Source organism: Phytobacter cepae, assembly GCF_054165735.1.
The window spans coordinates 4,259,950-4,275,866 of the sequence record NZ_CM135107.1 but is presented as its reverse complement, the minus strand read 5'-3'; the positions used below and the strand labels follow the sequence as shown (position 1 = coordinate 4,275,866).

The 15,917-nt window shown below is 53.6% G+C and carries 11 protein-coding genes; 8 read left to right on the top strand and 3 right to left on the bottom strand.

The window, feature by feature from the left end:
- The first annotated feature begins 201 nt into the window (after positions 1 to 201).
- The 7 genes from aceE (at position 202) to ACUY4Q_RS20055 (ending at position 11,824) form a co-directional block, all read left to right on the top strand.
- Positions 202 to 2,865: a pyruvate dehydrogenase (acetyl-transferring), homodimeric type gene (gene aceE, locus ACUY4Q_RS20085; protein WP_458044445.1), complete on the top strand. Its 2,664-nt coding sequence runs from the start codon at positions 202 to 204 to the stop codon at positions 2,863 to 2,865.
- A gap of 14 nt (positions 2,866 to 2,879) precedes the next feature.
- Positions 2,880 to 4,787, top strand: a complete 1,908-nt coding sequence (gene aceF, locus ACUY4Q_RS20080; RefSeq protein ID WP_458044444.1) for a pyruvate dehydrogenase complex dihydrolipoyllysine-residue acetyltransferase — start codon at positions 2,880 to 2,882, stop codon at positions 4,785 to 4,787.
- A 196-nt stretch (positions 4,788 to 4,983) separates the two neighbouring features.
- On the top strand, positions 4,984 to 6,408 hold the full coding sequence (gene lpdA / locus ACUY4Q_RS20075; RefSeq protein ID WP_458047399.1) for a dihydrolipoyl dehydrogenase: 1,425 nt from the start codon (positions 4,984 to 4,986) through the stop codon (positions 6,406 to 6,408).
- Positions 6,409 to 6,564: 156 nt separating this feature from the next.
- Complete coding sequence (locus ACUY4Q_RS20070; RefSeq protein WP_458044443.1) at positions 6,565 to 7,989, top strand: hypothetical protein; 1,425 nt, start codon at positions 6,565 to 6,567, stop codon at positions 7,987 to 7,989.
- 268 nt (positions 7,990 to 8,257) lie between these two features.
- Positions 8,258 to 10,855: a bifunctional aconitate hydratase 2/2-methylisocitrate dehydratase gene (gene acnB, locus ACUY4Q_RS20065; protein ID WP_458044442.1), complete on the top strand. Its 2,598-nt coding sequence runs from the start codon at positions 8,258 to 8,260 to the stop codon at positions 10,853 to 10,855.
- 290 nt (positions 10,856 to 11,145) lie between these two features.
- Positions 11,146 to 11,508 carry a protein YacL gene (gene yacL, locus ACUY4Q_RS20060; RefSeq protein ID WP_458044441.1) on the top strand — a complete coding sequence of 121 codons (363 nt, stop codon included), beginning with the start codon at positions 11,146 to 11,148 and terminating at the stop codon, positions 11,506 to 11,508.
- A 142-nt stretch (positions 11,509 to 11,650) separates the two neighbouring features.
- Entirely contained in the window at positions 11,651 to 11,824 is a 174-nt protein-coding gene (locus ACUY4Q_RS20055; RefSeq protein ID WP_458044440.1) for a hypothetical protein, read from the top strand.
- Between the two features lie 81 nt (positions 11,825 to 11,905).
- Here ACUY4Q_RS20055 and speD read toward each other — a convergent pair whose 3' ends face one another.
- The 3 genes from speD to ACUY4Q_RS20040 form a co-directional block, all read right to left on the bottom strand.
- Positions 11,906 to 12,700 carry an adenosylmethionine decarboxylase gene (gene speD / locus ACUY4Q_RS20050; protein ID WP_458044439.1) on the bottom strand — a complete coding sequence of 265 codons (795 nt, stop codon included), beginning with the start codon at positions 12,698 to 12,700 and terminating at the stop codon, positions 11,906 to 11,908.
- 15 nt (positions 12,701 to 12,715) lie between these two features.
- A complete protein-coding gene (gene speE, locus ACUY4Q_RS20045; protein ID WP_458044438.1) occupies positions 12,716 to 13,582 on the bottom strand; it encodes a polyamine aminopropyltransferase in 867 nt (288 codons plus the stop codon).
- A 96-nt stretch (positions 13,583 to 13,678) separates the two neighbouring features.
- The gene (locus ACUY4Q_RS20040) at positions 13,679 to 14,026 is read right to left on the bottom strand and encodes a YacC family pilotin-like protein (protein WP_458044437.1); all 348 of its coding nucleotides are present in this window, start codon (positions 14,024 to 14,026) and stop codon (positions 13,679 to 13,681) included.
- Positions 14,027 to 14,181: 155 nt separating this feature from the next.
- Between ACUY4Q_RS20040 and cueO the strand changes: the two genes are divergently transcribed.
- Positions 14,182 to 15,750, top strand: a complete 1,569-nt coding sequence (cueO, locus tag ACUY4Q_RS20035; protein WP_458044436.1) for a multicopper oxidase CueO — start codon at positions 14,182 to 14,184, stop codon at positions 15,748 to 15,750.
- Positions 15,751 to 15,917 lie beyond the last annotated feature (167 nt).

The following is a 15,917-nucleotide window of genomic DNA, read 5'->3' as shown; positions in this document are numbered from 1 at the left end:
TTATTGCACTTTTAGTTGTTCAAAATAATTTTGGCTGTATCGCGGCGGCAAGCGCGCGAATCCCACGGAGCATAGTGAACTATGTGACTGGGGTGAGAAAGCGAAGCCAACAAAGAGACAGCCAGAAGTATGAAGAACAAAGAGTGCAATGGGACAGGTTCCAGCTAAATCAACGTATTAGATAGATAAGGAATACCCCCCATGTCAGAACGTTTACAAAATGACGTGGATCCGATTGAAACTCGCGACTGGCTACAGGCGATCGAATCGGTAATCCGTGAAGAAGGTGTTGAGCGTGCTCAGTATCTGATTGACCAGCTGCTTTCCGAAGCCCGTAAAGGCGGTGTGAAAGTTGCCGCTGGTACCGGAGCTGGCAACTACGTCAACACTATTGCCGTTGAAGACGAACCGGAATACCCGGGGAATCTGGAGCTGGAACGCCGTATTCGTTCGGCCATTCGCTGGAACGCCATCATGACGGTTCTGCGTGCTTCCAAAAAAGACCTCGAGCTGGGCGGCCACATGGCGTCCTTCCAGTCTTCCGCAACTGTTTATGAAGTGTGCTTCAACCACTTCTTCCGTGCGCGCACCGAGAAAGACGGCGGCGATCTGGTTTACTTCCAGGGCCATATCTCTCCGGGCGTCTATGCACGTGCTTTCCTGGAAGGTCGTCTGACTGAAGAGCAGATGAACAACTTCCGTCAGGAAGTTCATGGCAAAGGCCTGTCTTCCTACCCGCACCCGAAACTGATGCCGGAATTCTGGCAGTTCCCGACCGTTTCTATGGGTCTGGGTCCTATCGGTGCAATCTACCAGGCTAAATTCCTGAAATACCTGGAACACCGTGGCCTGAAAGATACCTCTGAGCAGACCGTTTACGCCTTCCTCGGCGACGGTGAAATGGATGAGCCGGAATCCAAAGGTGCGATCACCATCGCCACCCGTGAGAAACTGGACAACCTGTGCTTCATCATCAACTGTAACCTGCAGCGTCTGGATGGTCCGGTAACCGGCAACGGCAAGATCATCAACGAACTGGAAGGCATCTTCGCAGGTGCTGGCTGGAACGTGATCAAAGTGATGTGGGGCGGTCGTTGGGATGAGCTGCTGCGTAAAGACACCAGCGGTAAACTGATCCAACTGATGAACGAAACCGTTGACGGCGACTATCAGACCTTCAAATCCAAAGACGGCAAATACGTGCGCGATCACTTCTTCGGTAAATACCCGGAGACCGCAGCCCTGGTTGCTGACTGGACTGATGAGCAAATCTGGGCACTGAACCGTGGTGGTCACGATCCGAAGAAAGTCTACGCTGCACTGAAAAAAGCGCAGGAAACCAAAGGCAAAGCAACAGTAATCCTGGCCCATACCATCAAAGGTTATGGCATGGGTGACACCGCCGAAGGTAAAAACATTGCGCACCAGGTTAAGAAAATGAACATGGACGGCGTGCGTTATATCCGCGACCGCTTCAATGTTCCGGTAACCGATGAGCAAGTTGAAAAACTGTCTTACATCACCTTCCCGGAAGGTTCTGAAGAGCACACCTATCTGCACGCCCAGCGTCAGAAGCTGAACGGCTACCTGCCGTCTCGTCAGCCTAACTTCACCGAGAAGCTGGATCTGCCTGCGCTGGCTGACTTCAAACAGCTGCTGGAAGAGCAGAACAAAGAGATCTCCACCACTATCGCTTTCGTTCGTGCCCTGAACGTGATGCTGAAGAACCCGTCTATCAAAGACCGTCTGGTTCCGATCATCGCCGATGAAGCGCGTACTTTCGGTATGGAAGGTCTGTTCCGTCAGATTGGTATTTACAGCCCGAACGGCCAGCAGTACACCCCGCAGGACCGTGAGCAGGTTGCTTACTACAAAGAAGACGAGAAAGGCCAGATTCTGCAGGAAGGGATCAACGAGCTGGGCGCAGGCGCATCCTGGCTGGCTGCTGCGACCTCTTACAGCACCAACAACCTGCCGATGATTCCGTTCTACATCTACTACTCCATGTTCGGTTTCCAGCGTATCGGTGACCTGTGCTGGCAGGCTGGCGACCAGCAGGCTCGCGGCTTCCTGGTAGGTGGTACTTCCGGTCGTACGACCCTGAACGGCGAAGGTCTGCAGCACGAAGATGGTCACAGCCATATTCAGTCTCTGACTATCCCGAACTGTATCTCTTATGACCCATCTTACGCGTACGAAGTGGCAGTCATCATGCATGACGGTCTGACTCGTATGTACGGTGAAGCGCAAGAGAACGTTTACTACTACATCACTACGCTGAACGAAAACTACCATATGCCTGCGATGCCGGAAGGCGCCGAGGAAGGTATCCGTAAAGGTATCTACAAACTGGAAACCGTTGCAGGTTCCAAAGGTAAAGTTCAGCTCTTAGGCTCCGGTTCTATCCTGCGTCACGTTCGTGAAGCGGCACAGATCCTGGCCAACGACTATGGCGTAGGTTCTGACGTTTATAGCGTCACTTCCTTCACTGAACTGGCGCGTGATGGCCAGGATTGTGAGCGCTGGAACATGCTGCACCCGCTGGAAACGCCACGCGTTCCGTACATCGCTCAGGTGATGAACGACGCGCCGGCTGTAGCATCTACTGACTATATGAAACTGTTCGCTGAGCAGGTTCGTACTTACGTACCGGCCGATGATTACCGCGTACTGGGTACTGACGGCTTCGGTCGTTCTGACAGCCGTGAAAACCTGCGTCACCACTTCGAAGTTGATGCTTCTTATGTGGTTGTTGCAGCACTGGGCGAACTGGCTAAACGTGGCGAAATCGACAAGAAAGTGGTGGCAGAAGCAATCACCAAGTTCAACATCGATGCAGATAAAGTTAACCCGCGTCTGGCATAAGAGGTAAAAGAACAATGGCTATCGAAATCAATGTACCGGACATCGGGGCTGATGAAGTTGAAATCACCGAGATCCTGGTCAAAGTTGGCGACAAAGTAGAAGCAGAACAGTCGCTGATCACCGTAGAAGGCGACAAAGCCTCTATGGAAGTCCCGTCTCCGCAGGCTGGCGTCGTAAAAGAGATCAAAGTCTCTGTCGGCGACAAAACTGAGACGGGCAAACTGATTATGATTTTCGATTCCGCCGACGGTGCAGCAGAAGCTGCACCTGCCAAGGCAGAAGAGAAGAAAGAAGCGGCTCCAGCGGCAGCACCTGCTGCTGCAGCGGCGAAAGAAGTTAACGTACCGGACATCGGTGGCGACGAAGTTGAAGTCACTGAAATCATGGTTAAAGTGGGCGACACCGTTGCTGCTGAACAGTCTCTGATCACCGTGGAAGGCGATAAAGCCTCTATGGAAGTGCCGGCTCCGTTCGCGGGCGTCGTAAAAGAGATTAAAATCAGCACGGGTGACAAAGTGTCTACCGGCTCCCTGATTATGGTCTTCGAAGTAGAAGGCGCTGCGCCTGCTGCTGCACCGGCTCAGGCTGCTGCACCGGCACAAGCTGCCGCACCGGCTGCCGCTGCGGGTCCAAAAGACGTCAACGTACCGGATATCGGTGGTGATGAAGTCGAAGTGACCGAAGTGATGGTGAAAGTGGGCGACAAAGTTGCCGCTGAACAGTCACTGATCACCGTAGAAGGCGACAAAGCGTCTATGGAAGTGCCTGCGCCGTTCGCGGGTACCGTTAAAGAGATCAAAATCAACACTGGCGACAAAGTGTCTACCGGTTCGCTGATCATGGTCTTCGAAGTGGAAGGTGCCGCACCTGCTGCGGCTCCGGCTAAACAAGACGCTGCTGCTCCGGCACCGGCTGCTGCACCGGCTCAGGCTGCTAAACCTGCTGCTGCCCCTGCGAAAGCAGAAGGCAAATCTGAGTTCGCTGAAAACGACGCGTACGTTCATGCGACCCCGCTGATTCGCCGTCTGTCTCGCGAATTCGGTGTGAACCTGGCGAAAGTGAAAGGTACAGGTCGTAAAGGCCGTATCCTGCGTGAAGACGTTCAGGCTTACGTGAAAGACGCTATCAAACGTGCTGAATCTGCACCCGCTGCGGGCGCTGCAACCGGTGGTTCTCTGCCAGGTCTGCTGCCGTGGCCGAAAATTGATTTCAGCAAGTTTGGTGAAGTTGAAGAAGTGGAACTGGGCCGTATCCAGAAAATCTCTGGTGCTAACCTGAGCCGTAACTGGGTTGTTATCCCGCACGTTACCCACTTCGACAAAACCGACATCACTGACCTGGAAGCGTTCCGTAAGCAGCAGAACGCAGAAGCTGAGAAGCGTAAACTGGATGTGAAATTCACCCCAGTGGTCTTCATCATGAAAGCCGTTGCTGCGGCCCTTGAGCAGATGCCACGCTTCAACAGCTCTCTGTCTGAAGACGCACAACGTCTGACGCTGAAAAAATACATCAACATCGGTGTTGCGGTTGATACGCCAAATGGTCTGGTTGTTCCGGTCTTCAAAGACGTGAACAAGAAGAGCATCACTGAGCTGTCTCGTGAACTGACCGTGATCTCCAAGAAAGCGCGTGATGGTAAGCTGACTGCTGGCGAAATGCAGGGCGGTTGCTTCACCATCTCCAGCATCGGTGGCCTGGGTACGACCCACTTCGCCCCGATTGTTAACGCGCCGGAAGTGGCAATCCTCGGTGTCTCCAAGTCTGCAATGGAGCCGGTCTGGAATGGTAAAGAGTTCGTACCGCGTCTGATGATGCCGATCTCTCTGTCCTTCGACCACCGTGTGATTGACGGTGCTGATGGTGCGCGCTTTATCACCATCATCAACAACACCCTGAGCGATATTCGCCGCCTGGTGATGTAACTGAAAAGCCGGCCAGTCGGCCGGCTTTTTACCTCTTAACCTTGCAGTGTCTGTGAGGTTATTAGCGAAACGAGAATTCGTGAGCCGTTTGTTGTTTCAAAATTGTTAACATTTTTGTAAACTGCGGGCGGATAGAACGTCCCGGTGGATAAAGGGCGACAAGTACCTGACTGCCGGAAATCAATAAGAGGTCATGATGAGTACTGAAATCAAAACTCAGGTCGTGGTACTTGGGGCAGGCCCGGCAGGTTACTCTGCGGCCTTCCGTTGCGCTGATTTAGGTCTGGAAACCGTTATCGTAGAACGTTACAACACCCTCGGTGGTGTTTGTCTGAACGTTGGCTGTATCCCTTCTAAAGCGCTGCTGCACGTTGCGAAAGTTATCGAAGAAGCCAAAGCGCTGGCTGAACACGGTATCGTCTTCGGCGAGCCGAAAACCGATATCGACAAGATTCGTACCTGGAAAGAGAAAGTTATCACTCAGCTGACCGGCGGCCTTGCTGGCATGGCGAAAGGTCGTAAAGTCAAAGTGGTTAACGGTCTGGGTAAATTTACCGGTGCCAATACCCTGGAAGTTGAAGGCGAAAACGGCAAAACCGTGATCAACTTCGACAACGCGATCATCGCGGCGGGCTCCCGTCCGATCGAACTGCCGTTTATTCCTCATGAAGATCCGCGCGTATGGGACTCCACCGACGCACTGGAACTGAAAACCGTTCCTAAACGCCTGCTGGTTATGGGTGGCGGTATTATCGGTCTGGAAATGGCTACCGTGTACCATGCGCTGGGTTCAGAGATTGACGTGGTTGAAATGTTCGACCAGGTTATCCCGGCTGCAGACAAAGACATCGTCAAAGTCTTCACCAAACGCATCAGCAAGAAATTCAACCTGATGCTGGAAACCAAAGTGACTGCCGTTGAAGCCAAAGAAGACGGTATTTATGTTTCCATGGAAGGTAAAAAAGCCCCTGCTGAAGCACAGCGTTACGATGCTGTACTGGTGGCAATCGGCCGTGTGCCGAACGGTAAAAACCTCGACGCAGGCAAAGCTGGCGTAGAAGTTGATGACCGTGGCTTCATCCGCGTTGACAAACAGCTGCGCACTAACGTGCCGCACATCTTTGCTATCGGCGATATCGTCGGTCAGCCGATGCTGGCGCACAAAGGTGTTCACGAAGGCCACGTTGCCGCTGAAGTTATCGCCGGTAAGAAACACTACTTCGACCCGAAAGTGATTCCGTCCATCGCGTACACTGAGCCAGAAGTTGCCTGGGTAGGTCTGACTGAGAAAGAAGCGAAAGAAAAAGGCATCAGCTACGAAACCGCCACCTTCCCGTGGGCTGCTTCTGGCCGTGCTATCGCTTCCGACTGCGCAGACGGTATGACCAAACTGATCTTCGACAAAGAGACTCACCGTGTCATCGGTGGTGCGATTGTTGGCACCAACGGCGGCGAGCTGCTGGGTGAAATCGGTCTGGCGATCGAAATGGGCTGTGACGCAGAAGATATCGCGCTGACCATCCACGCGCACCCGACGCTGCACGAGTCCGTTGGCCTGGCAGCCGAAGTGTTCGAAGGTAGCATCACCGACCTGCCGAACCCGAAAGCGAAGAAAAAATAATTTCGCTTCAGACTAAGCGCCTCTTCGGAGGCGTTTTTTTTATCTGCAATTTAGTGACTCACCGCGAATTATTTCTTCTCTGGTATAAATTTCGTCCACCTTCTGCCGATGTAACAATACTGAATCTCTATCGACGAAAGAGGGAGTTTTATCGTCATGGTTACCGGTATTAAATCGCCTTTGTCGACGATGTTATCGAATATGTCGTCTGCCACCCGCGTGGGCACGCCGCGGGTAACCAGTACTGCTGCGTCACCCACTGCGGCAAACGCCTCCACCAAAGTCACTTTTGGCAGCCAGACGCAGGACATCGCTGCCATTTACAGCCTGTCACCGCAAAAAATCAGCGCCAGCGCCTCCACGCAGGCAAATTCAATGATTACGGATCTGATGCAGTCGGCACGAGGTGGCGCTTCCGTTTCATCCTTCAGCGGCCTTGGGAGCGCACTGCTTGAGAATCTGAAGGAAAACCGGGGGGATTTCACACAAGCATTGACGGGAACCAACGCTGAGGCGAGCGTGGGATCGGTTGGCAAATCTGCGCTCTCGTTAGATATCACCACCCGTTCAGGCGCCACGGTGCATCTCACCCTGACGCAGCAAGATGATGGCATTGCGGTCTCCGTCAAAACCGAGGGTAATCAGCTTAATGATGAAGAAGCGGAAGCGGTGGCCTCGCTAGGTAAAGCATTCCAGTCGGTAGTCGATGGGCTGGGCAAACAGCCGCCTGAACTCGATATCTCAGGGCTGACGAAATTTAACAGCAGCGTGCTCAAGTCAATTGACTTGAAAACCGATGTCCGCAACGGAGACGACTCACTTCAGTCGCTCAACTTCCACACCGACAGCAGTGAAAGTTGGATAGCGTATCAGGATGCTGACTTCTCCCTGAAAATGACCAGCGATCGCAGCGCCAGCAACGACCCGGGTGACCGGGTGGCCCAGCAAATTGCGCTTGCCGCCTACGATAAGCAATTTGATAAAGCGCGAATCGACGGGCACGGTGACAGAAACCAGATGGATCTGTTGAAGTCGGTGTTCCATGCGTTAAACACGCCGCAGAGCGAAAGTATTGATGTCACCGGCAAGTCCGCAGAAGTGCGTACGGGGGCAAGCAGCAGTTCACCTGCAAAAGGGTTGAATGATTTTTCCCTTTCACTGACTCAAACGTCGAAGTCGATCAACCCGGCGCGTGCGGATGAAAAAGAGAGCTTCTCGTACCAGGCTTCACAAACCACTGAAGAGAGCCTGAGTTATGACGGCTCTCGCAGCGTGAAACAGACGGCGCATAACCACTTAAGCGCCTCATGGTACCAACAACTGGACCCGTCTATTCCGCTGTCGTTGAACAAAGACAAGACGTCACAAAACTACATTTATCACACGCTGGAAAATGACGAAGTCAATACCACTACCCTGAACTACAACAGCAAAGGGCAACTGGCGAGCGTCAGGAATCAGATTCAGGTGAATAACCTGGAGACGATGAAGAAGTATGTGATGGGCGATCTGATGGATGAGATAAATACGCCGGAAAAATACAACCGTGAGACGGTTAAAAAGCTACTGAGTGATTTGTAAGCCAATGAGAAATGGTCCTTCGGGGCCATTTGCTCTGGTTTTTAACGTGTAATCTGTTTCCACAAAACCGTATTTCCTCTGCTTTATTCTGCCCTTAACGATTCAGCTAATTTTTAATGTTGCTTTTTTGTAAACAGATTAACACCCCCTATAAATCCTGCTATGCTGCCGTCGCGGTATCGCGGATTTACCCTACAAACTGCTGTCTCACAGGAGCGTGAAGAGAATCGCCTGCCGCATTATGACAATGAGAGCGAGGAGAACCGTCGTGCTAGTAGAATACCGTAAGCACGTAGCCGAACGTGCCGCTGAGGGGATTGCGCCAAAACCATTAGATGCAACCCAAATGGCCGCACTCGTAGAGCTGCTGAAGAACCCGCCTGCTGGCGAAGAAGATTTCCTGTTAGACCTCTTAACCAACCGTGTCCCGCCAGGCGTTGATGAAGCCGCCTATGTCAAAGCGGGTTTCCTTGCTGCTATCGCCAAAGGCGAAGCCACCTCCCCACTGGTCAACGCAGAGAAAGCGATTGAACTGCTGGGCACGATGCAGGGTGGTTACAACATCCATCCTCTGATTGACGCCCTGGACGATGCCAAACTGGCACCGATTGCGACCAAAGCCCTGTCCCATACGCTGCTGATGTTCGACAACTTCTATGATGTAGAAGAAAAAGCTAAAACGGGCAACGCGTATGCCCAGCAGGTGCTGCAATCCTGGGCTGATGCTGAGTGGTTCCTGAGCCGTCCGGCTCTGGCGGAAAAAATTACCGTTACCGTCTTTAAAGTGACGGGTGAAACCAACACCGACGATCTCTCTCCGGCACCGGATGCCTGGTCCCGCCCGGATATCCCGCTGCACGCCCTGGCGATGCTGAAAAACGCCCGCGAAGGCATTGAACCGGATCAACCCGGTGCCGTTGGCCCGATCAAGCAAATCGACGCGCTGGCGAAAAAAGGCTTCCCGCTGGCCTACGTTGGTGACGTTGTGGGTACCGGTTCTTCCCGTAAGTCTGCAACCAACTCTGTTCTCTGGTTCATGGGCGATGATATCCCTCATGTGCCGAACAAACGCGGCGGCGGTCTTTGCCTCGGTGGCAAAATTGCGCCTATCTTCTTCAACACCATGGAAGATGCGGGCGCGCTGCCAATCGAAGTGGACGTAAACGACCTGAATATGGGCGACGTCATTGACGTTTATCCATTCAAAGGTGAAGTGCGTAACCACGAAACCAACGCCCTGCTGGCGACCTTCGAACTGAAAACCGATGTGCTGATCGACGAAGTCCGCGCCGGTGGCCGTATTCCGCTGATTATCGGCCGTGGGCTGACCACCAAAGCACGTGAGTCGCTGGGTCTGCCGCACAGTGAGGTGTTCCGTCAGGCGAAAGACGTGGCGGAAAGCAGCCGTGGCTACTCGCTGGCGCAAAAAATGGTCGGTCGCGCATGCGGCGTGAAAGGTATCCGTCCGGGCGCCTATTGCGAACCGAAAATGGCCTCCGTAGGTTCTCAGGACACCACCGGTCCAATGACCCGTGATGAACTGAAAGACCTGGCGTGCCTGGGCTTCTCTGCCGATCTCGTGATGCAGTCGTTCTGCCACACGGCGGCTTATCCGAAGCCGGTTGACGTGACCACGCACCATACGCTGCCGGACTTCATCATGAACCGTGGCGGTGTGTCACTGCGTCCGGGCGATGGGGTTATCCACTCCTGGCTGAACCGCATGCTGCTGCCGGATACCGTAGGTACCGGTGGTGACTCTCATACCCGTTTCCCGATCGGTATCTCCTTCCCGGCAGGTTCTGGGCTGGTGGCCTTTGCCGCAGCGACCGGCGTAATGCCGCTGGATATGCCGGAATCTGTTCTGGTGCGCTTTAAAGGCGAAATGCAGCCGGGTATTACTCTGCGCGACCTCGTACATGCTATTCCGCTGTACGCCATCAAGCAGGGCCTGCTGACCGTTGAGAAGAAGGGCAAGAAGAACATCTTCTCTGGCCGTATCCTCGAAATCGAAGGGCTGCCGGATCTGAAAGTTGAGCAGGCTTTCGAGCTGACCGATGCGTCTGCTGAGCGTTCTGCTGCAGGCTGTACCATTAAGCTGAACAAAGATCCGATCATTGAATACCTCAACTCCAACATTGTTCTGCTGAAGTGGATGATCGCGGAAGGCTACGGCGATCGTCGTACGCTGGAGCGTCGCATTCAGGGCATGGAAAAATGGCTGGCGGATCCGCAGCTTCTTGAAGCAGATGCGGATGCCGAATACGCCGCGGTGATCGACATCGATCTGGCCGACATTAAAGAACCTATTCTGTGTGCGCCTAATGACCCGGACGATGCACGTCTGTTGTCTGATGTTCAGGGCGCGCAGATTGATGAAGTGTTCATCGGTTCCTGCATGACCAACATCGGCCACTTCCGTGCGGCTGGTAAACTGCTGGATGCCCATAAAGGCCAGCTGCCGACCCGCCTGTGGGTTGCGCCGCCGACGCGTATGGACGCCGCGCAGTTGACCGAAGAAGGCTACTACAGCGTGTTTGGTAAGAGCGGTGCGCGTATTGAAATTCCGGGCTGTTCCCTGTGTATGGGCAACCAGGCGCGCGTAGCGGACGGTGCAACGGTGGTCTCCACCTCGACCCGTAACTTCCCGAACCGTTTAGGGACCGGCGCGAACGTCTATCTGGCCTCTGCGGAGCTGGCGGCGGTCTCTTCTCTGCTTGGCAAGCTGCCGACGCCGGAAGAGTACCAGACCTACATTGCGCAGGTTGATAAGACGGCGGTGGACACCTACCGTTATCTGAACTTTGACCAGTTGAACCAGTACACCGAAAAAGCCGACGGGGTTATTTTCCAGACGGCGGTGTAAGGGGCTCCCCTCACCCTGACCCTCTCTTTGTGGGAGAGGGGCTGGTGGTGATTTTCTCCCTCTCCCTGTGGGAGAGGGCTGGGGTGAGGGCATCCCGCTTTTCTCCCTCTCCCTGTGGGAGAGGGCTGGGGTGAGGGCATCAGACTGCACCCAAGCTAAAGCTAAAGCTAAAAGCGGAGAGCCTTCTCCGCTTTTTTATTGCATCCTTCCCATCGCCACGCTTTTTTTCTTCCGTTGTGCTGCGATAATTAACAGATGGGCTGACGCTAAGCCTGCATGAGGAAGAAATTATGGATTATGAATTTTTGCGTGACATTACCGGTGGGGTAAAAGTCCGTATGTCGATGGGCCACGAAGTCGTGGGGCACTGGTTCAATGAAGAGGTGAAAGAGAACCTAGCGCTGCTGGATGAAGTGGAACAAGCGGCAAAAACCGTGAAGGGCAGTGAGCGCTCCTGGCAGCGTACCGGCCACGAATACACTCTATGGCTGGACGGGGAAGAGGTGATGGTGCGTGCCAACCAGCTCGAGTTTTCCGGCGATGAAATGGAAGAAGGAATGAACTATTACGATGAGGAGAGCTTCTCGCTTTGCGGCGTTGAAGACTTCCTGCAGGTTGTCGCTGCGTACCGTAAATTCCTGAGCCAGCGCTAGTCTCTTCCGTCGGGCAATGAGGCCAGTGCGTGCTCGTTGCCGCCCGACATACATCTACTGAAAAACGTCAGACGTTTTTCGCATTTCCCTTTGGCCTTAAATTACGTTTTTATGGTCTTCCGGACACGTCACGGAGACGATCATGAAAGCGTTTATTTCTCGTTATTTTTTGGGTAACACCGCGCGTGAACAGCGCGATGATGCGGAACATAATAGTCGGCGCGTCATGGAATCGCTCCTGGCCGTGGCCAGCCTTTATGGCGTAGACATTGCGAATGTGGACGTGGAGTGGTTCCATGACCAAACAACACGCTGAGCATCGCTTCACGCGAGAAATGTACTGGAATGAGCGATGCGCTCTGGCTGAACCTCTGGCGCTTCCCTGCGCCAGCGTGTCTTACACGGCGGGAATATTGCGACCGTAGTAAATTTCTCGCATTTCTTTCCATAACGCCGCGGTAATCTCTTTGCGCTCCTGCGCGGTCAGATCTTCCGGGCGGGTATGAAACATGTAGTGTTTCAAATCAAACTCTTTGAGTAACATCTTGGTATGAAAGATGTTTTCCTGGTAAACATTCACATCCACCATGTCATACAGCGACTTCATATCATCGGACATAAAGTTCTGAATCGAATTAATTTCATGATCGATAAAATGCTTCATGCCGTTCACGTCGCGCGTAAAGCCCCGCACGCGGTAATCCACGGTGACAATATCGGATTCCAACTGATGAATCAGGTAGTTCAGCGCTTTTAGCGGTGAAATGACGCCACAGGTCGAGACCTCAATATCCGCACGGAAAGTACAAAGTCCGCCTTCTGGGTGGCTTTCGGGATAGGTGTGCACGCAGATATGGCTTTTATCAAGATGGGCGACCACGGCTTCCGGCAGCGGGCCCGGATGCTCTGTTTTATCTATAAGCTGCGGATCAACGGGCTCTTCACTCACCAGTATGGTGACGCTTGCCCCCTGAGGTTCATAATCCTGACGGGCGATGTTGAGAATATTGGCACCAATGATATTGCAGGTCTCGGTCAGGATCTCCGTCAGGCGATTGGCGTTGTACAATTCGTCGATATAGGCGATGTAACCGTCGCGCTCTGCTTCTGTTTTGGCGTAACAGATGTCATAAATACAAAAACTCAGACTTTTCGTCAGGTTGTTAAAGCCATGCAGTTTCAGTTTTTTCAATTTCTTCTCTTCTCCCTAAGACAACGATGACGAGAGCGCGTCTTGCAGGTACTGAGGTAAGGCGAAAGCAGCAGTGTGAATAGCCGGGGTGTAATAACGGCAGGTTAAACCTGCAGCGTGGAACCGCGCCTGAATAATTTCAGTGGAGAGGGTGCGCAGCGCTTCGTTATCCGTTGCCCATGCAAAGGTCATAATGCCGCCATAATATGTTGGGATAGCCGCCTGGTAAAAGCTCACGTCAGCAAAGTAGTGGCCGAGTTTACGGTGGCTGTCGAGTGCCTCATCCTGCTGCAGGAAGCAGACGCCATTCTGCGCCACAAAAACGCCACCGGGGTTCAGGCAGCGCTTGCAGCCTTCATAAAAAGCTGAGGTGAAGAGGCTTTCACCAGGGCCGACCGGATCGGTGCAGTCAGAAATGATCACATCAAACGTTTGTGTCGTTTGGGTGACGAAATTAACGCCATCATCAATCACCAACTCAAGACGGGGATCGTCAAAGGCACCGGCATTGTGTTTAGGCAGATACTGACGGCAGAAAGAGACCACGCCGGCATCGATTTCCACCATGGTGATGGTTTCGATATTTTTGTGGCGGCTCACTTCACGCAGCATGGCACCATCGCCACCGCCGATGATCAGCACATGTTTGGCGCGACCGTGGGCCAGCAGCGGTACGTGGGTCATCATTTCGTGATAGATGAATTCATCGCGCTCGGTGGTTTGCACCACGCCGTCCAGCGCCATTACGCGGCCAAAAGCAGCGTTTTCGAAGATGATAAGGTCCTGGTGCTCGGTTTTTTCATGATACAGCACCTGGTCTACAGCAAAGTATTGTCCAAACTGATCGTGCAGCGTTTCATGCCACAGGGTATTGTCGGCCATCGGTTGCTCCTTTGTTAACATCTGCTCAAACAAGGCGCAACATCATAGCTAACTCTGACCGTTGTTGCACGGCCAGGGCGTCAACACACGAAGAGATTACTTGACGTAGGCGAGCAGGCTGAGTGAGTCGCGCGCCAGCGCTTTGCACTTTTTAGCGGTAGGAATGCCAATACCACTCAGATCGCGATAGCTCTCTTCGCCCAGGGATTTCATATCCCAGGTGTCGTAGTTCGTGAGATCCCACTGATTCTGTTGCGCGAAAAAGACCAGCGCGCGGCGGATTTGGCCATTAGGCAGGTTATTGTAGCCGCAATCATTTTTCAGAAAGACAAATACCGCCGTAAGATCGGCCATATCTTCCGCTTCGGATTCATTAAGGGCATAGCTATTAGCGGAGACAGCCAGCAGGCTGCCAAACAGGACTGATCTGAAAAGCGTCTTCATTGTTCATACCACGGCGTAACGGAAATTAAACGTTAGCACACTGCAGGCGAGGCGACGATATTTATTATTGTCCGATAATGACCTCTTTTCTTGACCTTCCGCCAGGGGGAGGGTTTATGCTCAAAACCTCGCCTGCAAAAGAAAAGGAAGCGCAGATGCAACGTCGTGATTTTTTGAAATATTCTGCCGCACTGGGCGCGCTCAGTGCGCTACCGCTCTGGAGCCGAACGGCGCTGGCGGCTGACAGACCCGTGTTAGCCATTCCTGAATTGTTGCTGCCCGATGCGCAAAACCACATCCAGCTTAGCGTGCAGGCGGGCACGTCGACCTTTGCCGGTAAACCCGCAACCACCTGGGGCTATAACGGCAACCTGCTGGGGCCGGCACTCAGATTACGCCGGGGCAAAGCGGTTAAGGTTTCCATACGTAACACCCTTGCTGAGGAGACAACGCTTCACTGGCACGGGCTTGAAATCCCCGGCGAGGTGGACGGCGGGCCGCAGGGTGTGATTAAACCTGGCACCAGCCGCACGGTCAGTTTCACACCTAATCAGCCTGCGGCAACCTGCTGGTTTCATCCCCATCAGCATGGCAAAACCGGTCGCCAGGTGGCGATGGGACTCGCAGGCCTGGTAGTGATTGATGATGATTATAGCCAGACGCTGCGTCTGCCCCAGCAGTGGGGGATCGATGATATTCCCGTCATCATGCAGGACAAAAAATTCACCGCCGACGGGCAGATTGATTACCAACTGGATGTAATGAGTGCCGCGGTGGGCTGGTTCGGTGACACCTTGCTGACCAACGGCGCTATCTACCCCCAACATGCGGCCCCGCGCGGCTGGCTGCGTCTGCGTTTGCTCAATGGTTGTAATGCCCGCTCGCTGAATATTGCTACCAGCGATAATCGTCCGTTATATGTGGTTGCCAGCGACGGCGGACTACTCGCGGAGCCGGTCAAGCTCAGCGAGCTGGCGATACTGCCCGGCGAGCGTTTTGAAGTGCTGGTGGAAAACCGCGACCGCGCGCCCTTTGATATTGTCACCTTGCCGGTGACCCAGATGGGCATGGCGGTTGCTCCTTTCGATAAACCACACCCACTATTGCGCATTCAACCGCTGATGGTGACGGCGTCTGCAACCCTGCCTGATACGCTGGTAACCGTCCCTGCCATCCCCGGACTTGATGGTGTTAGTCAACGCACGCTGCAACTTTCCATGGATCCCATGCTCGACATGATGGGGATGCAGGCGTTGCAGCAAAAATATGGCGATGCGGCAATGGCTGGCATGAGTATGCACCACGGTCAAATGAATCACGGCCAGATGAGTCATGGCCAAATGAATCATGGTCAAATGGAACACGGTAAGAGCGGGTTCGATTTCCACAACGGCAACCGGATCAATGGCAAAGCTTTCGATATGACGACCCCGGCATTTGCCGCAGAACAAGGCACCTGGGAGCGTTGGGTGATTTCAGGCGAAGGGGACATGATGCTGCATCCGTTCCATATTCACGGTACGCAGTTCCGTATTTTGTCGGAGAACGGTAAGCCGCCTGCCGCTCATCGCTCTGGCTGGAAGGATATGGTGAATGTGGAAGGGGCGCGCAGCGAAGTGCTGGTGAAATTTAATCATCACGCCCCGAAGGAATCGGCTTATATGGCGCACTGCCATCTGCTGGAGCACGAAGATACGGGGATGATGGTAGGGTTTACGGTTTAAAATGGGGGAGGCCTGATGCCCTCACCCCGGCCCTCTCCCACGGGGAGAGGGAGAAAACACTAAAAAAGGCAACTTACGTTGCCTTTTTGCTTTTGACCCTGTGCGGCCTGATGCCCTCACCCCGGCCCTCTCCCACGGGAGAGGGGGAAAACACTAAAAAAGGCAAC